Below are 21,902 nucleotides of genomic sequence, written 5' to 3' on the forward strand. Positions count from 1 at the left end.
GATCTGGCTAAATCTCACTGCGTCGCAAATGCGCCCCCGCGAACGCGAGGACCCATGCTCGGTCCCGTCCTTGCGTAAGAACAGGAGGGCGGGACAACCCTCAGTCGGCGTTCACTCTCGCCAAGCGCGGCGAGAGCAGGTGCACGACGGTGATCGCGATCAGATACGTGCTGCCCGCGACGGCGAAGATCAGCGTGTAACTGCCTGTGGTCTGGAGGACGTACCCCGTGAACTTGGCCATCATCATGCCCCCGATCGCGCCGACCGTGCCCCCGATCCCGACCACCGACCCGACTGCGCCACGCGGGAACATGTCCGAAGGAATCGTATAGAGGTTGGCTGAGAACGCCTGGTGCGCCGCCGTCGCCAGACCGACGATCCCGACCGCGAGCCAGAGATTGTCGACATATTGGGCGAAGAAGATAGGCATCACCAGGAACGCGCAGGCCAGCATCGTGATCTTCCGCGCGAAGTTGGCGGAATAACCGCGTTTCATCAGCTTCGACGAAGACCACCCGCCGGCCACGCTGCCGAGGTCGGAGAGCAGGTAGATCGCGACTAGCGGCGGTCCGAAGCTCTTGAGATCGAGATTATAGGTCTTGGCGAGAAAGTCCGGCGTCCAGAACAGGAACAGCCACCAGATCGGATCGATCAGGAACTTGCCGAGTGCGTACGCCCACGTCTCACGGTAGCCGAGCAGCTTGATCCAGCCGATCTTCTTCGCCGGGTCAGCCGGATCGCTCTCGATATGCGCCAGTTCCGCCGGCGACAGCTTGGCCACTTCGCGGGGGCGGCGGTAGATCGCGATCCAGGCGACGAGCCAGACCAGGCTGATCGCGCCGGTGATGATGAACGCCATCCGCCAGCCGAACGCGATCGTGATGATGGGCACGATCAGCGGCGTGATCACTGCGCCGATGTTCGCGCCTGCGTTGAAGACGCCGGTCGCGAAGGCTCGCTCCTTGGCGGGAAACCACTCCGACACGGCCTTGATGCCTGCCGGAAAATTGCCTGCCTCCCCTAGACCAAGCACGACGCGGGCGGCCGAGAACTGGAACGCGTTGCCGGCGAATCCACACAGCGTGTGGCCGAGCGTCCAGATCACGAAGGCGACTGAATAGCCGATCCGCGCGCCGAGCACGTCGACGATCCGTCCAAAACTAAGATATCCGATCGCATACGCGGCCTGGAACCAGAAGATGACGTCGGCATAGGTCGTCTCGTTCCAGCCGAGTTCGGCGGAGATGGTCGGCTTCAGCACGCCGATCATCTGTCGGTCGACATAGTTGATCGCGGTCGCAGCGAACAACAGGCTGCAGATCAGCCAGCGATAGCGGCCGATCTTGCCGCCTACTCCTGCGTCACCGATCGCGCCGTTCGCGTCGGGCGCGCCCACCTCCGGCATGTTCATGCTCGCCATTGGCTTCTCTCCTAAAGACAGCCTCTAGCGGGCCTTGATGGTGCAGTGGACGGCGAACCGTCCGTCGAAGCGCGCCTCGACCCGGTCGCCGATCGCGACCGGATGGACGCCGGTGACCGCGCCGGTCGAGACCCATTGTCCCGGCGACAATGCGATTCCGCGGGCGGCCAAGTGTTCGAGCAGATAGCGGACCGCGCCGAACGGCCCGTCTAGCATCGTCGCACTCGTCGCGGCACCGATCAAGGCGTCGTTGATCCACAGCTCGACCGGCCATGCGTTGACGTCGCCCTCGCGCCACCCCTCGGCATCGGCGCCGACGACCAGCCCGTTATTGTTGCCGAAATCGGACACGGTGACGGTCGGCCCGAGCGCGTTGATGCCGGGGAAAGGCGAACTCGCGATCTCGATCCCGACATGCACCGCGTCGACCATCGCGCGGGCTTCGTCGATCGTGTAGGTCGACTTGGCAGGGTAGGATGCGGTGCCGATCCTGAGCAGGAATTCGGCTTCTGCCGCGGCAAACCCTTGCGCGAACACCGGCATAGCGACCGGATCGGCGCTGGCCATGACGATTTGATCGGCGAAGATTGGGCCGGTCAGGCGGTCGATCCCGTCGAGCGGCGGGTTGATCCGTCCGACCTTCCAGCCCGCCACGACGCCGTCCGCGAGCAGCAGTGCCGCGTCCTGCACGGCATAGCCCTCATCGAGCGTGACCGGCACGTCGCCGGGAAACTCGAAAACGACGCCGCCGTCGCGGCGCGCGTCCACGAAGGTCTGGGCGATCCGTGTCGTGTTGGTCGTGTTCGGCTGTGCCGCCAAGAACCCCTCCTGTAATGTCGTTCGATTTTTTCGAAGCGTATGGGAAACCGGTGTCATTGACAAGTCGACTTGCTCAGCCCGCGAACAACGACGTCCAGTCTTCGTTGTGAGCGTCGTTCGCGGCGCGGCCGAGCGCGGCCATAAGCGCAGCGTCCTCAAGCACTTCGCGAGGGATGCCAAGGCCTTCGTCCGTCAAGCGCGCGACGATTTCCGCCGGGCTGCCCTCGAATGCGAGTATGGCCAGCCTGTTGCCGGCGGGGTCGACGATCGGCTGTCCACTGCGCGATCGGCGGATCAGGAACGCGGTCCAGGCGCCGAATGCCGCGACGACGTGCGTCGGCATGCGTCCGGCGCGGCGGTTGGCGATCAGCGTGTCGCCGAGGCGATAGGGCAGCTTCTGCAAACCGTCCTGTGCGATCTGGTCGAGCCGGTGGACGATTACCGGGTTGCGGAAGCGCTGCAGGACGGCTGCGCGATAGTCCTGGATGTCGAGCCCGTGGACGGGGGGCAGCATCGGGATGATGTCGCGGACGATCATCGCGTCGACGAACGCGGCGAGTTCCGGGTCACGCATCGCGTCGACGACGCTGCTCGATCCGCGCAACAGGCCGGCATAGGCGAGCGTGGAATGCGCGCCGTTGAGGATTCGCAACTTGGCCTTTTCATAGCCGCCGACATCGGTGGTGACGGCCGCGCCGACGCTGGCGAGGTCGGGGCCGAGCTGGCACCCGATGTCTTCGATGACCCATTGTGTGAACGATTCACGCTGGACCGCGGCGCGATCCTCGACGCCGAGCGTCGAGGCAATGTCGCCGTAGAGCGCGGCGTCGCTCGCTGGGGTGATCGAATCGACCATCGTCGAGGGTATTCGCACCTCGCCCGCGATCCAGTCCGCCAGCGAGGGGTCGGTTCGGGTCGCGAAAGCCACAAGTGCTGCGTGCAGCTTGGCGCCGTTGCTCGCCAGATTATCGCACGGCATCGGCACGAACGGGACGGTCCCGGCGGCCCGGCGCGCGGCGAGGCCGGCGACGATCCAGCCGACGACGCTGCGCGGAACCGTGGTTCCGGCCAGGTCGTGGACGATATCGGGATGGCCCATGTCGAGCGTGCCATCGCCCCCGAGACAATAGCCCTTTTCGGTCACGGTGGTCGTCACCAGCGCGACCGCCGGGTCGGCAAGCAGCGAGTGGGTCTCCGCCGCGTCCTCAGGCCCGAGGAAGCGGCGGTGCGCGCCGATCACGCGCATCGACGGATCGGCGTCGCGGATCGCAAGCGTATAGAGCCCGTCCTGCTCCGCGAGTGCGTCGATCGTACCGCGCGTCCGCATCGATACCGCCGCGATCCCCCAGCGAGGATCGTGCGTAAGCAGGTCGTCGACATAGGCCGCCTGATGCGCGCGGTGAAATGCGCCGGGGCCGAAATGGACGATGCCGACGCCGCCCGCTGACCGTGCCTCTGGGCTTTGTATGGATGCGGGCAGGGTGGAGAGGTTTGCAAACGACAACCGGTTCACAGCGTCACGCCTCGTTTCCAGATCGCGATCTCGCGTTCGCCGTTGCGTTCGGCGGCGGTCTCGGCGCCCGACGCGACGTCCACGATGCGCGCGAGCAGCGCTTCTTCGGTCGCCGGAAAGCCATCCTCCAGGACGGCGCCCGCATCGAAGTCTATCCAGCCCGGCTTGCGCGTGGCGAGATCGGTATTGGACGCGATCTTGATCGTCGGCACGGGGAAGCCGAGCGGCGTGCCTCGGCCGGTCGTGAACAGGATCGCTGTCGCCCCCGCCGCCGCCAGCGCGGTCGAGGAGACGGCGTCATTGCCGGGCGCCTCCAGCAGCGTGAGCCCATCGACCCGGATGCGCCCGCCATAGTCGATCACGTCCGAGATCGCAGCGCGCCCGGCTTTCTGGACGGCGCCGAGGGACTTTTCCTCGAGCGTGGTGATGCCGCCGACGACGTTGCCGGGCGAGGGATTCTCCGACACCGTCTCGCCGTGATCGAGGAAGTAGCGTTTGAAATCGTTGACGACTGCGACGATCCGGTCGAACACGGGCTCGCTGGCAGCGCGGTTCATCAGCATCTGTTCCGCGCCGAAGATCTCGGGGATTTCAGTCACGAGGACGCGGCCGCCTGCCGAGGTGACACGGTCGCTCATTCGACCGACCAATGGGTTCGCGGTGAGGCCCGACAGGCCATCCGACCCCCCGCATTTGACGCCGAGGACGAGCTTGTCGACACCCACGGTCTGGCGCGATGCCTTCGCCAGCGCAGCGAGTTCGGCGACCAGCGCGCAGCCCTCCGCGATCTCGTCGCCACTGGCCTGCGTCGTCAGCGTTCGGATCATGCCGCGGCGGGCCTCCGGGATCGTCGCGAGCAGCGCCCTGATCTGGTTCTCCTCGCAGCCCAGCCCGACGATCAGCACGCCGCCGGCATTGGGATGACAGGCGAGGCTTGCCATGATGGTCCGCGTGCCTTCCAGGTCCTGACCGAGCTGCGAGCAGCCGTGCGGATGCGTGAAGGCGTGGACGCCGTCGACCGTATTACCGACCAGTGCTGCGGCCTTCGCGGCGATACGCTCCGCGGTGCGCGCGACGCAACCGACGGTCGACAGGATCCAGATTTCGTTACGCGTGCCGACAACGCCGTCGGCGCGGACATAGCCTTCGAATGTCGCAGTAGATGCGACCGGCGGCGATGCAGAGTCGACCGGATCGAACCGGTAGGCGAGCGTGCCTTCGAGCCCGGTCTTGAGATTGTGCGAGTGGACGCACGCGCCGGGGGCTATCGGCTGCGTCGCGGTGCCGATCGGAAAGCCGTACTTGACCACCGGATCGCCCACTGCGATCGGAGCGAGCGCAACTTTGTGGCCACGCCCGATGTCGGCGGTCAGGATCAGGCTAGCGGCGTCGACGCCCTCGCCGACCGTCACGATCTCGCCCGCCAAGGCATCGTCAAGCAGTGTCGCGACGCCGTCGCGCGGATCGACCCTCAGAGCAGTCGCCATCGCATCCTCTTCTATCGGTAACCGGTGTCAGCATTATGCGACGGCCCAGGCTTTTCCGCAAGACGGCTGGGTCGGGTCGCGCTATGTCGTCTAGATGCAGAAAACCGGACAGCCGACGATCAACGACGTTGCCCGGATCGCCGGGGTTTCCAAGAAGACGGTGAGCCGGGTGATCAACCGATCGCCGCTGCTCAACGACGATACGCGCAAGCGGGTAGAGGACGTGATCGGCGAGTTGGGCTACATTCCCAACCCGCAGGCACGGGCGCTGGCGCTTCGGCGAAATTTCCTGATCGGACTCGTTCACGACAACCCAAACGCTCAGACCGTGCTGAACGTGCAGCAGGGGATGCTCGAGGCGTTGCAGGGGACCGAGTTCGAGATGGTTGTACGACCGCTCGATCGCGGATCGGCGACGATGCTCGACGACCTCCGCCACTTCCTCGAACGGCAGCGACTTTTCGGGGTGCTGTTGATGCCACCGGTCAGCGAGAATGATTCCGTCGCCAAGCTCTGCGACTCAATCGGCTGTCGGTATGTCCGGATGGGCTCTGCGGTGATCGACGATACCGATCACATGGTCGCGTCGAACGACCGTGAGGCGGTGCGCATCGCGACCGAGTATCTGATCGAACAAGGGCATCGCCGGATTGGTCTGGTCGCCGGACCGCATGGATTTCGCTCGGCGCGCGAACGACGCCTGGGGTTCGAGGACGCCTTGGCTGCAGCGGGGATCTCCCTGCCGCGCAGCATGATCGCGGACGGCAACTACACGTTCGAGTCGGGACTGGTCGCGGCGGAGCGGTTGCTTGACGTGATGCCCCGACCGACTGCGATCTTCTCGTCCAACGACGAGATGGCGGCGGGGATCATTCACGCTGCGCGGCAACGTGGGCTCGACATTCCAGGCGACCTGTCGATCATCGGCTTCGATGATACGCCGATCGCCGCGCACGTCTGGCCGCCCCTGACCACCGTGCGTTGGCCGATAGCATCGATGGCACGCTCGGCCGCTTTGAAGTTGATCGCAGGGGTCGGTGACGGCAGCGATCTGGTCGAAGAGCCGTCGCTGTTCCTCTCGACACTGATCCGGCGCGCCTCGGTTTCACCGCCGGCCGGCACCGAGACCCGATGAACTGACGGGATTGAATGTTGCGCAATCTGCTGACACCGGTTACCAAGTTGGGTGAGGATCGCGCGAAGCGGCAGGGAGGATGGACGATGACAAGGGCTCTGGAACTGCATCCGGACCGCCTTTTTCCGGTGGAGCCTGCGATGCGTGCGATTGCGCGGGCGTTGTACGCCGAAGTGGCGACGTTGCCGATCATCAGTCCGCACGGCCATACCGATCCGACGTGGTTCGCGGACAACGTCAACTGGACCGACGCGACCTCGCTGCTGCTCGCGCCCGATCATTATCTCTACCGGATGCTCTACAGTCAGGGCGTCGAACTGGATGCGCTGGCGATCCCGCGGTTGAACGGCACGCCCGCGACCGATCCGCGTGCGGCGTGGAAGCTGTTCGCCCAGCATTATGCGCTGTTTCGCGGCACGCCGTCGCGGTTGTGGCTCGATCACGTGTTCGCAGACGTGTTCGGGATCGACGTCGCGCTCGAAGCGTCGACCGCGGACCGGTATTTCGACATCATCAGCGAGAAGCTTGCGTCCGACGCTTTCCGTCCTCGCGAGCTGTTCGACCGGTTCGGGATCGAGTTCCTCGCGACCACCGAGGGCGCGCATGACGATCTCGCCGCGCATCGCCGCATCCGGCAGTCGGGCTGGGACGGGCGGGTGGTCACGACCTATCGCCCCGACGGCGTGATCGACGTCGAGCATGAGGCGTTCAAGCCGGCGATGGCGCGGTTCGCAGAACTGACCGGCGAGGACGTGTACGACTGGAAGGGCTATCTCGCTGCGCACCGCAAGCGCCGGGCCGACTTCCGTGCAGCGGGTGCCACTGCCACCGATCACGGGCATCCGACCGCCGCGACCGCGAACCTATCGAACAGCGAGGCGGAGGCACTGTTCGCCAAAGTGACGCGCGGCGATTGGACGTCGGCCGACGCTGAACTCTTCCGCGCACAGATGCTGACCGAGATGGCGGCGATGTCGGTCGAGGACGGCATGGTGATGCAGATCCATCCCGGATCATCGCGCGACCATAATGCCGGGCTGTTCGCGAGCCATGGCCGCGACAAGGGCGCCGACATCCCGACGCGGACAGATTACGTCCATGCGTTGAAGCCGTTGCTAGACCGTTTCGGCACCAGCACGCGGCTGTCGATCATCCTCTTCACGCTCGACGAAAGTACGTATGCACGAGAGCTGGCGCCGCTTGCCGGGCATTATCCGTGCCTCAAGCTCGGGCCGTCGTGGTGGTTTCACGACAGTCCTGAGGGGATGCGTCGGTTCCGCGAGATGACGACCGAGACCGCCGGGTTCTACAACACCGTCGGGTTCAACGATGACACGCGGGCGTTCCTTTCGATCCCGGCGCGGCACGATGTCGCGCGGCGGATCGATTGCGGATTCCTAGCGCGACTGGTCGCCGAGCACCGCCTTGCCGACTGGGAAGCCGCAGAACTCGCGCATGAGTTGACCAGCGGCCTCGTGCGTCGTGCCTACCGTCTCGACGAACCTCTTTTCGCTGCGCAAGCGGCCTGACCGGAGTCCCTTATGTACGACCGCACCTACTACGCCACGCATCCCGACATGATGGAGTGCGTCTCCAACGACGAACTGCGCGACCGCTACCTGATCCAGGACCTGTTCCGCGATGGCGAGTGCGTACTGAACTACACGCATGCCGAGCGCTTCGTGATCGGCGGCGTCGCCGTTGCGAGCGGTAGCGTGAAGCTGCCCGACCAGGCCGAGCCGGCGTCTGCGGCAGGACACCCGTTCCTCGAGCGGCGCGAACTCGCCGTCGTCAACGTCGGCAAGGTCGGCGGCACCGTCACGGTCGACGGCGAGACGTTTACGCTCGGCAACAAGGACTGCCTGTACGTGACGATGGGCGCGAAGGACGTCCAGTTCTCGGGCGACGGCGCGCGCTTCTATCTGGCGTCGTGCCCGGCGCACAAGGCATTCACGACGCGTGTGATCTCGGTTGGCGATGCCACCACGCTGGAGCGGGGCAGCCTCGAGGACTCGAATGAGCGGACGATCTATCAGATGGTCATCCCCGGGATCTGCGACAGCGCGCAGCTCGTCATGGGGCTGACGGTCCTGAAGCCCGGCTCGGTTTGGAACACGATGCCGCCGCACATCCACGAGCGTCGCAGCGAGATCTATTTCTACTTCGAGCTCGACGATCTCGAGAAGGACCGCGTGTTCCATTACATGGGCGAGGGCGAGGCGACCCGGCACATCGTGATGGCGAACGAGGAAGCGGTGATCAGCCCGCCCTGGTCGATCCACATGGGCTCGGGCACCAAGGCCTATGCGTTCATCTGGGCGATGGCGGGCGAGAACCAGGATTATACCGACATGAACGTGCTGGATATCTGCCAGCTGGCGTAATGAATTCCCCCTCCTGCGTGCGGGAGGGGGCTGGGGGTGGGTGCCCACTCACCACCATCGATCCGCTTAAGGAAAGCGCGAGCCCACCCCGGCCCCCCTGTAAGCGGGGGGAGGAGAAGAGCATGACGAATCCCTTCGATCTGACCGGCACGGTCGCCGTCGTCACCGGTGCGAACACCGGCATCGGCCAGGCCATCGCGGTTGCCCTTGCAGCCGCAGGCGCCGACGTGGCGTGTGTCGGACGCACGCCTGCCGAGGATACCGTCGCGCAGATCCGCGCGCTGGGGCGCAAGGCCGAGATCGTGTCCGCGGACCTTTCGACGATCGAGCCTGTCCAACGCGTCGTCGACGAGACGGTGAGCAAGCTTGGCAGGCTCGACATCCTCATCAACAACGCCGGGATCATCCGTCGCGCTGACGCAGTCGATTTCACCGAGGCGGACTGGGACGCGGTGATCGACACCAACCTGAAATCGGTGTTCTTCCTCTGTCAGGCGGCGGGGCGACACATGGTCGCGAATGGCGGGGGCAAGATCGTCAACATTGCGTCGATGCTGACGTTCCAGGGCGGCATCCGCGTACCGAGCTATACCGCCTCCAAGTCGGGCATCGGCGGTCTCACCAAGCTGTTGGCGAACGAATGGGCGAGCAAGGGCATCAACGTCAACGCGATCGCGCCGGGCTACATCGCCACGAACAACACGGCCGCTTTGCAGGCCGACGAGGAGCGCAACGCGTCGATCCTGGGGCGCATCCCGGCGGGCAAATGGGGCGACGCGTCCGACCTCGGCGGGGCGGCGGTGTTCCTTTCATCGGCCGCGGCGAAGTATGTCCAGGGTCATATCCTGGCGGTCGATGGCGGCTGGCTGGCGCGCTGAAGATCCTCCCCGGTACTGGGAGGATTAGGTGAAGGGGTGATATGAGCAAGTTTCTGGCGTTCGGCGAGATCATGCTGCGGTTGTCGCCACCGGGGCGCGAACTGCTGCTCCAGACGCCCAAGCTCGACGTGTGGGTTGCCGGCGCCGAGGCCAATATCGTCACGCAGCTAGCGCGGCTCGGCCACGATGTCGGCATGGCGACGATGGTTCCCGACAACGACCTTGGGCGTGCTGCGATCACCACGTTGCGGGGACACGGGGTCGACACGTCGACGGTGACGCTCGGCGGCGAACGGATGGGGCTGTATTTCGTGACCTCGGGCGCAGGGTTGCGCGCGACCGAAGTGATCTACGACCGTGCCTGGTCGTCATTTGCCGAAGCACCGGTGAGCGCCTGGGCCTGGAACACGCTGCTGGCCGGCGTCGATCGCTTCCACTTGTCCGGTATCACGCCGGCGCTTGGCCCCGTCCCTGCGGAAAGCGCGCTCGCTGCCGTCGAGGCCGCGACCGAACGCGGCATTCCGGTGTCGTTCGACGGAAATTGGCGTGGGAAATTGTGGGAGCGGTGGGATTCCGATCCGCGCGCGATCCTGACCAAGCTTGTCGAGCATGCCGACCTGATGTTCGGCAATCACCGCGACATCGCGCTGCTGCTCGGACGCGATTTTTCGGGCGACGCGGAGGATCGGCGACGCGAGGCGGCGGTGGCGGCATTCGAGGCCTTTCCGCGGTTGCAGACGATCGCGTCGACCGCGCGGCATGTCGAGCATGTCGACCTCCACCGGTTGTCTGCCCGCATCGATACGCGTGCAGAGCATGTCCAGACTGACGAGGTCGTGCTGGCCGGCATCGTCGACCGGATCGGTGGCGGCGACGCGTTCGCGGCGGGCGTGCTGCACGGGCTGCGCACCGGTGCGGACATCGGCGAGGTTGCGCGGATCGGCCTTGCGCTCGCGGCGCTGAAGCATTCGCTACCTGGGGACGCCAGCCTGTTCCGGCAGGCGGATATCGATGCGTATCTCGCTGGTGGCCTCGATGTCCGCCGTTGACGGCTGGACGCGGCGCTCGGCGCTTGGTGCGGGCGCGGCGACTTTGATCGCGGGCGCCGTGCAAGCCACGGTGCCGCTTGCGCCCGTCGAGGTACGATGCGCTGCCGGCGCGTTCGTCGGGATGCCACTCGGGCCGGGGAGCGACGGCGTCACGGCGTTCAAGGGCATTCGCTACGGTCGCGCCAAGCGGTTCCGCGCGCCCGAACCGATCCCGCGCGCCAGCGAGCCGGTATCCGCCTTTGCGTTCGGTGCGGTATGTCCGCAGTCAGGACCGTACGGGCCGCAATCCGAGGACTGCCTCTTCCTCAACATCTGGACCGCCGCCGCCGACCCGCGCGCGAAGAACCCGGTGATGGTCTATATCCACGGCGGTGCCTATTCTAACGGTAGCGTCACCGATCCGCAGAACGACGGGCAGGCGCTGGCGGCACGAGGCGACGTGGTCGTGGTGACGGTCAACCACCGCCTTAACGCGCTCGGCTATCTGTATCTCGCGCGGCTCGATTCCCGGTTTCCTGATAGCGGCAATGCGGGGCAGCTCGATCTGATCCTCGCGCTCAAATGGGTGCGCGACAACATCGCGGCATTCGGCGGCGATCCAAGCCGGGTGATGGTGTTCGGTCAGTCGGGCGGGGGCGCGAAGATCGCGACGATGATGGGCATGCCCGCCGCTGCCGGCCTGTTCCACCGCGCGGCAACGATGAGCGGCCAGCAGGTGACCGTATCGGGTCCGCTCAACGCGACGGCCCGTGCGCGCGCATATCTGGCGAAGCTGGGCGTAGCCGAGACCGATCTGTCGCCATTGCTGACACTGCCGGTCGAGAAGGTGGTGGAGGCGCTGGGCGCTACCGATCCGATCATGGGCGGAGGGGTGTATTTCGGCCCGGTGCTGGACATGACCTGGCTGACCCGCCACCCATTCTGGCCCGACGCGAACCCGCTCGGCAACCGCATTCCTATGCTGCTCGGCAATACGCATGACGAGACACGTGCGTTCATCGGCATCGATTCGCCAAAGGTTCGCGGGCTCGACTGGAGCAACGTCGCGACGCGAATGGCACCCGAGCTACGGATCGACATCCTGCCCGAATGGGTGGTGGCTCAGTACCGCGCGCAGTATCCGGATTGGTCGCCGACCGACGTCTTCTACGGAGCGACGACCGCCGGCCGCAGCTGGCGCGGCCAGGTCATCGAAGCCGAGGCTCGCGCCGACGCGAAGGCGCCGGCCTGGGTCTACCAAGTGGATTTCGCATCGCGGACCGAGCCTCGACGCGGGGCGATGCACACGATGGACATCCCCCTGGTGTTCGGCACGCTGGGTGCAGAGGGATCGCAGACGGGCACGGCAGCGGATGCGCGCGCGGCATCGAAGGCAATGCAGGACAGCTTCGTCGCGTTTGCGGTCACCGGGAATCCCAACCATGCGGGTGCGCCGAAATGGCCGATCTACGATCGTGCAGCGCGATCGACGATGATCTTCGACGCGCGGTCTCGGGTCGAGGCCGATCCACGCTGTTGGGAACGCGAGCTGTTTGCGCGCGTGCCGTACATACAGCCGGGGACCTGACGCTATTTGCGGGGGATCGGATAGGCGATGATCAGGACGAGCGGACCGGCGCCGGTTTGGCGGATGCCGACCGTCTCGCCATCGAACAGATAGGCCGTCATGCCAGTCCGCAGGTCTTGCGTAGCCCCGCCGGAAGAGACCGCGCCGGCGCCAGATACGACATAGTAGACCTCGTCGTGCGCGATCCGGTGCAGTCCGATCGCGCTGCCTGAGTGCAGGATGCGTTTGCGGAACTCCATCGTCCGGCCGGTCACTCCGTCGCTGATCCGGTAGGCGGTGCTGAATCCGATTGCACCGTGTGGCGTGGGCTCCTCGCGCATCGTTGCCGCCTCGTCGACGATGACCATCGCGCGGGACGCAGGTTTCTGGGCAGCACTCGCCGCGCAGAGGAAAGCGCTGATCGCGATGGCTGTGATTGCTGCCCGTGACATCCATGCATCTCCTGTTTCGTACGATGTGGGACGCGGCATGTTGACACGTCAAAATTCATGCGACATTGTTCTGACACCGGTTACCTAGGCACGCAAGGGACGGGGGAAGGACCTGCAAGAGCTGGCCTTTCGGGAGAGGATCGGGTGTCCCCGTCGCACGATACGGGTCCAACTCTCCAAAACAGTCAGGTCGGCGGCGCAATGACGACACGTCGACCGCGCAACCGGTGTCATCGGCAACGGCCGAATGGGGAGTGGAAGCAATGGAAGTTCAAGCATCGGCAGCGATTCGGCGAATGGGCTGGCTTGGCGGCGTGTCCGCCGGCAGTTTGGTCCTCGCGCTCGTACTGCCTTCGATCGCATCGGCGCAGGCCGCACAGATTCCCAACAGCGTGACGCCAGGAACGCCTGCACAGGTCGATCCGTCGCCCGCGCAGACCGCGGTCGTGCCACAGGGCGACGTAGCCGATCCCGCAGCAACGACTGCACCGCAGACCGGACCTGAAACGGTGCCCGCCGAAGGCCAGACCGCCGAGATTGTCGTCACGGGCTTTCGCAAATCGCTCGACGCGGCGCTCAACGTGAAGCGCCAATCGGTTTCGGCGGTCGACGCAATCGTCGCCGAGGACATTGCCAAGTTTCCCGACCAGAACCTCGCTGAATCACTGCAGCGCATTCCCGGCATCTCGATCCAGCGTGACGCGGGCGAGGGGCGCGCGATCACCGTTCGCGGCCTGGGCGCTCAGTTCACTCGCGTTCGGGTCAACGGCATGGAGACGGTCGCCACCTCGACCGACGGCGCGAGTTCGAATCGCGATCGTGCGTTCGATTTCAACGTTTTCGCGTCCGAGCTGTTCAATTCGATCGTGGTGCACAAGACCGCCGAGGCCTCGCTCGACGAAGGCTCACTCGGCGCGGTGGTCGATCTGAACACGGGCAACCCGCTCGGCGGCAAGATCGGCTTCACCGCGGTCGGCTCCGCGCAGGCGAGCTACAATGATCTCAGCAAGAATTTCGGACCGCGCCTCGCTGGGTTGCTGTCGTGGAAGTCGGCTGACGGGACGTTCGGCGTTTCGGCGTCGGCAGCGTATTCGAAGACAAACAATTTTCAGCTCGGTAACAACAGCGTGCGCTGGGCGCAGGGCGTGTTCGACTCGGTCGACGGAACGCGCTGCTTCACCACACCGAACCGCGGCGGCGTCTATGTTCCGAGCGCCGCCTGCACGAGCGCCGCGCTCGCCTTCCATCCGCGCATCCCACGCTACGGGACGATCCGCCACGAGCGCGAGCGGCTGGGGATCACCGGCAGCGTGCAATGGTCGCCGACCGATGCCACCAAGATCTCGATCGACGGCCTCTATTCGCGGTTCAAGGAAACCCGCGAGGAGAAGTGGGGCGAAGTCCTGCTGCGCTCCAACGAGCGCTCGATCGACATCAGCAACTACGCGATTGATGCGAACAACAACCTGATCAAGGCGACGCTAAACGACGCTTGGGTCCGCACCGAGCATTATGTGCGCGATTCCAAGACAGAATTCTACCAGATCGGCGGCAGCTGGGATCAGGATGTCAGCGACACTTTCCGCTTCACGCTGATGGGCGGCGTTTCGAAGTCGGATGCGACGATCCCCGTCGAGACGACGTTCGTCTTCGACGACCGCGACGCGCAGGGCTATAGCTACGACTATACCGACATGAAGCGGCCGACGCTCACCTTCGGCACCAGCGTCACCGATCCGGCCAATTTCCAGCTCGCCGAAATCCGCGATCGTCCATCGCAGACGATCAACAAGTTCCGCACCGCGCAGTTGCGGACCGAATGGGACGTGACCGAGGGGTTCCAGATCAAGGCGGGTGGGCTGTACCGCAAATTCACCTTCGATACGGAGGGCTTCTCGCGGGACACGGTCGTCTGCCCGAATGCCGGCGGACGCGATCTGGTGCTGGGAACGCTGACCTGCTCGCCCTCCACGCAGTTCGGGCCTACCGCGGTGTACGGCTTTCCGGCGGGGAATCTCGGCGAGCTGTTCAACATCGGCAATTCTGGCCAGCCCGCGGGCACTACGACCAGCTTCCTGATCCCCGATATCGATAAGGCAGCGGCGTTTACTGGTCTGTACGGGCGGACTCCGACCGTGCTCGTCGGCGATACGCGCAGCGTGTCCGAGCAGGTGACCGGCGGCTACACCGAGTTCAACGTGAAGGGCGACATGTTCGGCCTGCGCTACGCCGCAAATGCGGGCGTGCGCTATGTCCGCACCAAGCAGCGCTCGACCGGGCTGTCGTCGGCGACCGCCGCCGGCGTCACCGTGAACACGCCGGTGACGGTCGGGCGGAGCTATGACGATTGGCTGCCCGCGATCAACGTGGCGCTGTTCCCAACGGAAGACGTGATCATCCGCGGGGCGATCTCGAAGGTGCTGACGCGGCCGAGCCTGGGCAGCCTGACCCCGGGTGGGTCGGTCGACGGCTTCAACTACCGCGTGACCTTCGGCAATCCGCAGCTTGATCCGTTCCGCGCGACCGCGTTCGACATCTCGGCCGAATGGTATTTCGCGCCGCAGTCGATCTTCTCGGTCGCGTTGTTCAAGAAGAATGTCGAGAGCTTCCCCGTCACGCAGACGCGGAGCGGGACGTTCGCGTCGACGGGCCTGCCGCTTTCGGTGATCCCGGCAAGCTCGCCAGCCGCGCAGCAGCCCGAATTCCAGGAATGGCAGATCAACTCGCCCGTCAACGGCACGGGCGCATCGCTCAAGGGCATGGAGATTGCCCTTCAGTCGACGTTCCGCTTCCTGCCCGGGTTCCTAAAGAATTTCGGCGTGCTGGCGAATGCGACGTTCGTGGATTCGAGTGCCAGCTACTCCCAGGGCGGTCCGGCGACGACGATCACGCAGCCGGGCGGCGCGCTCGGCTCATTGCCAAATACGACCCGCACCGCGACGCTCTATGGCCTTTCCAAGCGCGCCTATAACGGCACGCTGTATTACGAGGATGCCAAGTTCAGCGCGCGCGGATCGATCAGCTATCGTAGCCCATATATCGATGGGGCATCGGCGACTGGGAACCTGTTCGAGGGGTATAATTCGTCGCTGAACGTCGATGCGTCGATGCGCTACAAGCTGACCCCGGCGTTGGAGCTGTCGGTCGAGGGCACCAACCTGACCGACAATTTTCGCAGCCGGTATACTGATCTCGACGCAAACCGGAATTACGAGAACAATCACTTCGGCCGTACCTTCCTCGTCGGCGCACGCTTCAAAATGTAAGCCGCGCCGGGCATGGTCTCTTCTCTCCTCGGGCGCATTCCTCACGGAGTGCGCCCTTTTTTAATGGGCCGAAGCGTATGATCGATCGTCGGAGTGCAATCCTGGGTTCGCTGGCCGTCGGTCTGTCGGCCAGCGGCGATGCGCAGACTCCGCCGCCCGCCCAAGTCGGTGGCCGGGGGCCGCGGCAGCCGGACCCGACCGAAACGATCGACCTCTGGCCAGCCGGAGCGCCGGGTGCGCCGCGGAACTTGCCGGTCGAGATCGTCGAGGACCGGGCGACCGGTGCCGCGGCTACCGATCGCGCCGTCCACGGTATCGCCCGCCCGCGCATGGTCGTGTTCCGGCCCGCCAAGCCGAACGGATCGGCGGTGCTGGTGATGCCGGGCGGCGGTTATGTCCGGATCGTCGTCGACCGCGAGGGATACGAGATCGCACGCCGGCTGGCGGATCGTGGCTGGACGGTGTTCGTACTGTTCTATCGGTTACCCGGCGATGGCTGGGCGGCTGGGCCGGACGTTGCCTTGTCCGATGCGCAACGGGCGATGCGGCTGATCCGCGCACGCGCCGGCACATACGGGATCAAATCAGATCGTGTCGCAGCGATGGGGTTCTCGGCGGGAGGCCATGTCTGCGGTGACTTGGCGACGAGGTTCGCGCAGCCAACCTACACGCCCATCGACGCTGCGGATCGAACCAGCGCACGGCCCGATGTCGCGGCGCTCATGTATGCGGTGCAATCGATGACGCTGCCGCTCGCGCATCCCGGATCGCGCGCGCTGTTGCTCGGAGCCTCACCCACGCCGGCCCTGGAGAACGCGCATTCGACCGCCTCGAACGTGACGTCGGCGACGCCGCCCTGCTTACTAGTCCACGCCGAAGACGACCGGAGTGTCGTCGTCGAGAATACGTTGGCGTTTCGAGCGGCTGCGATCAAGGCCGGCGTGGCGGTCGAAACACACCTGTTCGCGACCGGGGGGCATGGCTTCGGCTTGAGCAGGGCGGTCGGCAAGTCAGTCGCGCTATGGCCGACGCTGTTCGAGGAATGGGCGTGCGCGCAAGGCCTTGGGTGAGCGAAGCGCGCCGAGGTCAGAGCGCCTCGTACCGGAAGTCGCGAAAGCGCGCCTCGCCGCTGCCGGCCGAATACAGCCCGGGGCGCAGCATCAGGAACCCGCCACGGACATTATGGTGATAACCCGACACCTCCATGCCGCGATCGAACCGGTGCCAGCTCTTGCCCGCATCGCCGCTGGTATGGATTGCGACGATGTGACGAGTATTCGTGATGCGGATCCGCATGCGGCGTCCGTGCGGATTGGCTGGCCGCCCACGCTCGTTGCCATATTGATGCGTGACGAACCGCCGTTCGTCGAAGCCAAGCCCGCAATACAGCCTATCGTCGTAGAACAGCACGAGCCCCGCCGTGCCACCGGGCGCGGTCTCGACGTCGCATTCGAACCGATACGCCTGATCTCCTGCGATCAGCATCAAAGGCGATGAATCGACTGGCGCCGTGCCGGTGGCCTGGAGAATCAGCGCACCGCCCTCGACACGGGCTCGACCGCGTTCGGCCGGGCCGGGCCGGAAGAAATTCCATTTACTGCCGACTTGCAGCCTGCGAAAATCGTCCGAAAGCGGTTGGCCGTGGGGCACCGCTGCGCCCCCCTTCGGCTTGGCCAGAGGCTTTGACAGATCCCCGCCGGTCATCGCGAACCAGCCATTGGCGGTCCAGCGGATCGGATCGAGCAGCGCCTGCCGGCCGAGCGTCCAATAGCCGTTTTCGAAACCGTGATAGATCGACCACCAGCTGCCGTCGGGCGCCTCGACGAGGCTGGCATGACCGCGCGACCACCATTTCTCGTCTGTGCTGACGGTTCGCACGACCGGGTTGGCGGGGTCGTTGGTCCAGGGCCCGTGAATCGAGCGCGAACGTGCGACGATCACCATGTGCCCGGTCGGTGGTCCGGCGGTGCCGCCGACCGCGGTGATCATGTAGAACCAGCCGCCGTGACGGACGATCTTCGGCCCCTCGGGACTGAAGCCCTCGACGTCCCATGTGTCCGGATACCGCCACGGATCATAGACATGCTCGACCTTGCCGACCGTCGACAGACCGTCGTCGGCGAGCCGGATGCGGTCGCCCCCGGAAAGGAACAACCAACGCGATCCGTCCTCGCCGACCGCGTGGCAGGGATCGATATGGTCGGGCAGCCCGAGGTCTATCGGGTCGGACCAGGGGCCGTCGATATGATCGGCCCAGATGACGTGGATCGCGTTCGGCTTGGCCTTGACCGGGATATACAGGAAATACCGACCGTCATGCTTCTCGAGACTGACCGCCCAGACCGAGCCGATGTTCTTCGTCAGCGCGGCCTTGCGCGGTTGCCAGTTCACCAGGTCGCGGCTGTGCCAGATCGTCAGCCCCGGATAGGAATCGAAGCTGGAGAAGGTCATGTAATAATCCGCGCCATCTTTCAGGATGGCGGGATCGGGATGGTCGCCGGCGATCAACGGATTGAGGAAGCGGCCATCCCCGAGGTCGGCTACGCGCTGGCCTTCGAAACCGCGCCGCCAACCGTCGTCGAAGCGCGACACGCACGCGCCCTGCTTGGGCAGTTCCGCAACGGCGGGCGTAGTCGGAACGAGCGCAGCCGTACCGCCCGCCAATGCCAGTCCAAACGTCTCGCGGCGATTATAGGTCATGCGCTCGTCCTGTTCTGATTTGGCGTCGTGACATGAATGTCGAGACCGGTCGTTCCAGCATGATGCTGCCCAGGTCGATGGTTGTCACCATCCAGCCGGACAGCACCGAACCATCAGAACGAGAAACGCATTCCCGCCGTGAACTGACGGCCGCTATGCGTCAGCACATTCAGGCGGTTGGTCTCGTCGACGAACTGATCGTTGACCTGATCGGTGAGGTTGATCGCCTCGATGCTGAACTTGAGGTTGTCGGTCAGGTTGTACGACATTTGCGCGTCGACGTTGGTCGTGCCGCTCGTGCCGTTATACGCGTTGCCCTCGGTGCCAGGCACCGCAGTCAGATAGCGCGATCGATAGGCGATCGAGCCGCGGATCTGGAATTTTGCGGTTTCGAAATACAGCGTGCCGTTAGCGGCATGCCTCGAAAGCCCGATCAACGGCGCGATCACCGATGCACCACCGGTCGCCGACGTCAGGTATTGGATGTTCGACGTCACGTGCGTGTAGTTCGCCAGCACGCCGAAGTTGGACAGGAAGCCCGGCAGGAAGCTGAAGGGCTGTTGCACGTTGACCTCGAAGCCCTTGAGCCGGCCACCGCTCGAGTTGACCGGCTGGCTGACGATAAACAGATCGGTCGGTGATGCGCTCGTACCGGCCAGGAGCGAGTCCGGCAGGCCCAGGCTGCTGAACGGAACGGTGGTGCTCAGCGACTGTACGAAGGTGCCGATGTCCTTCTGGAACGCCGACACCGCATAGATCGCGCCGCGCGTCGGATACCATTCGACCGAAACGTCGAGATTGTCCGATTCCGTCGGCGTCAAATCGGGGTTGCCGCTGCTGAACGTACGGTTGCCGCCCGAAACGCTGAGGTTGCCACCCGGTGCGATCGCCGAGATTCCGGCGCGCGCGAGCGTCTTTGCCGCTGCGAGGCGCACCAGCAACGTATCGGTGACGTCCATCACCAGGTTCCCTGACGGCAACCAGCGATGATAGCTCCGGTCCGCGACGACGAGGTTGGTCGCGACGCCCTGTCCTGCGTAGCCGGTCGAGCGCTGGTCGGTGTTGGCGTAGCGCACGCCGACATCGCCGCGGATCGGCAGCCCGCGATCGGCGAAGTTGAACTCCGCCATGCCCCAGCCGCCGATATCGTCCTCACGCACCGTGATGAACGATCCGCGTGCGCTGGCATTGTTCACCCCACCGGTCGCGTAGAGTGGGTTCGAGTAGATCCCGTAGAGCTCGGCGAACTTGGCGAGATCGGGGACGACCCATGCCGTCGGCGTACCGGCTGGTGTGTCGAGCCCCTTGCCGAAGCCTGAGAAGAGCGTCGTCGCCGCGGCGAGCTGTGCGGGCGTCAGCGTCTGCACGACCGACTCGCCCGACAGACGCCGCTGCTCGGTCGAGCTGTAGTCGAACCGGCGCCAGTCGACGCCGACCTTCAGCTTTAGCAAAGGATTGACCGTCCACTCGGCAAACGTCTTGGCGTTGGTGAAGCTGTTGTTGACGGTCTGCGGACGGATGCGAACTTCCGACGTGCCGTTGACGAAGGCGAAGCTGTTCGGGTTGGTCAGGTCCACGCCGGGCTTGATCGTCGGAAACCGCGTGCGGAAATCGTAGAAGAAATTGGGCGTGTTGGCCGCATCGATCGTCACGGTCGACTGGATCGGGTTGCTGAACGCCGAATCCGCATAGCCGACGACCGCACCGATCTTGAAATTCTCGCCGAACTTCTGGTCGAGCGTACCGGTGACCTGGTAAAAATCGGTGACCAGCTTGTCGTAGCGCGACTGGGTGCGCAGATCGACGTTGTCGAACGTGCCGCTGATGATGTTGTTGTCGCCGTCCACCACGCCGTCGCGGATGACCGTCTGTGGCTTGCCAGTGCCCGACCGGCTGAAGCTGATCGCCTGCAGCTGCGATTCCTTGCGCGTGCCGTCGAGCCGCGAATAGAGCGCGTCGAGCGAGATCAGCGTCTTGGGGGTAGGCTGGAACTGGACCGATCCTGCCGCACCCAGCCGCTTCTGGAAGATGTCGTAGCTGACGAGGCCGGGAATACGCGGATGGTACAGCCCGGTTACGGGGTTCGGATCGTTGATCTGTGCGAGCGTCTTGCCCGGCAACCGCGACGCGGCGTTGAACCCGGCGTTGAACCCGCCATACGTCCAGCGCGTGATGTTCGCGCCTTCCTCCTTGATCGCACGCTCTTCATACGCGACCGACAGCAGGACGCCGAACCGGCCGTCATCCGACGTCTTGGTGATCAGTCCCGAAATCTTTGGCGTCACCTTCTCGCGCAGGTCGTTGTAGCTGGCGCTCGCCGAGATGACCGCGGTGGCCTTCTTGTAGTCGAACGGGCGCGACGACTGCAGGTCGACGGTGCCGCCGAGCGAACCCTCCTCGACGTCGGCGGTGGCGGTCTTGCGGACCGCGATGCTGTTGAACAGGTCGGACGAGAAGATGTTGAAATCGAACCCGCGGCCACGGTTCACGCCGCCCGAATTATCGGTACCGCCGGTGGTGCCGATCGCCTCCATGCCGTTGATCCGGACACGCGTATAGTCGGGGCCGAGGCCCCGCACTGAGATGTTGCGGCCTTCGCCGTTGACGCGGCTGATCGAGACGCCGGGGATGCGCTGCAACGATTCCGCCAGGTTGAGGTCGGGAAACTCGGCGATGTCTTCCGCCTTGATGACGTCGACGGTCGCGGTCTGCGTGCGCTTGATGTTGATCGCGCTGTTCAGGCTCGCGCGGAACCCGGTCACGACGATATCCGGCGCATCCGCAGCGAGCGGCGCACCGGTCACGTTCTGCTCGGGCGGCAGGGCAGGGGAAGCGGGGGGAGTGTCGGTATCGGTGGTGTTGCCAGCGGCGCGCGCTTCCTTCTGCGCGGTCGTTTCCGGCACGCTCTGGGCGTGGCCCATCGTCGCCAGAGAGCAGGCGACGATCGCGCTCGACATGGCCAACACGGATTTGAAGCTGCGGATCCCAGTCATACTCACTCCCCTAACTCCGGCACGATGTGCCCGCTGCCGGCTTCGTTGGAGCCGGTCTGTCGCAATCTGTGTTAGGCCGGGTGCGGTCGCCTAAGCCAATCTCATTCCGACATCGATCGATGCGAACGATGCACTGATCGAAGACCCGCATAACGCTTCGTTCTCGGATCAAGTCATGGGTTGGCTCGATCAACCCGTTTTAGGACTTGGACCGACCCCATTCTGGTCGATACACCGAACTCGAACACTCGCGCAGATCG

Annotated in this window: 15 protein-coding genes; 8 read left to right on the forward strand and 7 right to left on the reverse strand. The window is 64.9% G+C overall.

The features are described 5' to 3' along the window. Positions 1 to 100 precede the first annotated feature (100 nt). The 4 genes from NEF64_RS08630 to NEF64_RS08645 all read right to left on the reverse strand — a co-directional run bounded on the left by NEF64_RS08630 (position 101) and on the right by NEF64_RS08645 (position 5,239). On the reverse strand, positions 101 to 1,420 hold the full coding sequence (locus tag NEF64_RS08630; RefSeq protein ID WP_031393785.1) for an MFS transporter: 1,320 nt from the start codon (positions 1,418 to 1,420) through the stop codon (positions 101 to 103). A gap of 24 nt (positions 1,421 to 1,444) precedes the next feature. After that, positions 1,445 to 2,239: a 2-keto-4-pentenoate hydratase gene (locus NEF64_RS08635; protein ID WP_056405780.1), complete on the reverse strand. Its 795-nt coding sequence runs from the start codon at positions 2,237 to 2,239 to the stop codon at positions 1,445 to 1,447. Between the two features lie 73 nt (positions 2,240 to 2,312). Beyond that, positions 2,313 to 3,752 carry a mannitol dehydrogenase family protein gene (locus NEF64_RS08640; RefSeq protein WP_056405779.1) on the reverse strand — a complete coding sequence of 480 codons (1,440 nt, stop codon included), beginning with the start codon at positions 3,750 to 3,752 and terminating at the stop codon, positions 2,313 to 2,315. Further along, complete coding sequence (locus tag NEF64_RS08645) at positions 3,749 to 5,239, reverse strand: UxaA family hydrolase (RefSeq protein ID WP_031393788.1); 1,491 nt, start codon at positions 5,237 to 5,239, stop codon at positions 3,749 to 3,751. The genes NEF64_RS08640 and NEF64_RS08645 overlap by 4 nt, the downstream gene beginning before the upstream one ends. 94 nt (positions 5,240 to 5,333) lie before the next feature. Here NEF64_RS08645 and NEF64_RS08650 point away from each other — a divergent pair, with 94 nt between their 5' ends. The 6 genes from NEF64_RS08650 to NEF64_RS08675 all read left to right on the forward strand — a co-directional run bounded on the left by NEF64_RS08650 (position 5,334) and on the right by NEF64_RS08675 (position 12,252). After that, the gene (locus tag NEF64_RS08650; protein ID WP_031393789.1) at positions 5,334 to 6,374 is read left to right on the forward strand and encodes a LacI family DNA-binding transcriptional regulator; all 1,041 of its coding nucleotides are present in this window, start codon (positions 5,334 to 5,336) and stop codon (positions 6,372 to 6,374) included. An 86-nt stretch (positions 6,375 to 6,460) separates the two neighbouring features. Continuing rightward, positions 6,461 to 7,903 (forward strand): glucuronate isomerase, encoded by a 1,443-nt coding sequence (uxaC, locus tag NEF64_RS08655; RefSeq protein ID WP_031393790.1) that lies wholly within the window; start codon positions 6,461 to 6,463, stop codon positions 7,901 to 7,903. 12 nt (positions 7,904 to 7,915) lie between these two features. Then, positions 7,916 to 8,758, forward strand: coding sequence for a 5-dehydro-4-deoxy-D-glucuronate isomerase (gene kduI, locus NEF64_RS08660; RefSeq protein WP_031393791.1), 843 nt, complete (start codon positions 7,916 to 7,918; stop codon positions 8,756 to 8,758). A 122-nt stretch (positions 8,759 to 8,880) separates the two neighbouring features. Next, positions 8,881 to 9,636 (forward strand): 2-dehydro-3-deoxy-D-gluconate 5-dehydrogenase KduD, encoded by a 756-nt coding sequence (gene kduD, locus NEF64_RS08665; RefSeq protein WP_031393792.1) that lies wholly within the window; start codon positions 8,881 to 8,883, stop codon positions 9,634 to 9,636. A gap of 41 nt (positions 9,637 to 9,677) precedes the next feature. Continuing rightward, a complete protein-coding gene (locus tag NEF64_RS08670) occupies positions 9,678 to 10,685 on the forward strand; it encodes a sugar kinase (protein WP_031393793.1) in 1,008 nt (335 codons plus the stop codon). Continuing rightward, positions 10,672 to 12,252, forward strand: coding sequence for a carboxylesterase/lipase family protein (locus tag NEF64_RS08675; protein WP_031393794.1), 1,581 nt, complete (start codon positions 10,672 to 10,674; stop codon positions 12,250 to 12,252). The genes NEF64_RS08670 and NEF64_RS08675 overlap by 14 nt, the downstream gene beginning before the upstream one ends. 2 nt (positions 12,253 to 12,254) lie before the next feature. Here NEF64_RS08675 and NEF64_RS08680 read toward each other — a convergent pair whose 3' ends face one another. Next, positions 12,255 to 12,599 carry a cupin domain-containing protein gene (locus NEF64_RS08680; RefSeq protein ID WP_156360276.1) on the reverse strand — a complete coding sequence of 115 codons (345 nt, stop codon included), beginning with the start codon at positions 12,597 to 12,599 and terminating at the stop codon, positions 12,255 to 12,257. A gap of 347 nt (positions 12,600 to 12,946) precedes the next feature. Between NEF64_RS08680 and NEF64_RS08685 the strand changes: the two genes are divergently transcribed. Together NEF64_RS08685 and NEF64_RS08690 are read left to right on the forward strand one after the other, a co-directional pair. Further along, entirely contained in the window at positions 12,947 to 15,949 is a 3,003-nt protein-coding gene (locus tag NEF64_RS08685) for a TonB-dependent receptor (RefSeq protein ID WP_244649266.1), read from the forward strand. A gap of 77 nt (positions 15,950 to 16,026) precedes the next feature. After that, positions 16,027 to 17,019: an alpha/beta hydrolase gene (locus tag NEF64_RS08690; protein ID WP_056405777.1), complete on the forward strand. Its 993-nt coding sequence runs from the start codon at positions 16,027 to 16,029 to the stop codon at positions 17,017 to 17,019. A 16-nt stretch (positions 17,020 to 17,035) separates the two neighbouring features. On the opposite strand, the gene NEF64_RS08695 is transcribed toward NEF64_RS08690, so the two are convergent. Then, positions 17,036 to 18,649 (reverse strand): family 43 glycosylhydrolase, encoded by a 1,614-nt coding sequence (locus tag NEF64_RS08695; protein ID WP_056405776.1) that lies wholly within the window; start codon positions 18,647 to 18,649, stop codon positions 17,036 to 17,038. A gap of 113 nt (positions 18,650 to 18,762) precedes the next feature. Next, positions 18,763 to 21,642 (reverse strand): TonB-dependent receptor, encoded by a 2,880-nt coding sequence (locus NEF64_RS08700; RefSeq protein ID WP_192003746.1) that lies wholly within the window; start codon positions 21,640 to 21,642, stop codon positions 18,763 to 18,765. Positions 21,643 to 21,902: the final 260 nt, after the last annotated feature.

The organism is Sphingomonas aerolata, assembly GCF_023935825.1.
Classification (GTDB): domain Bacteria; phylum Pseudomonadota; class Alphaproteobacteria; order Sphingomonadales; family Sphingomonadaceae; genus Sphingomonas; species Sphingomonas aerolata.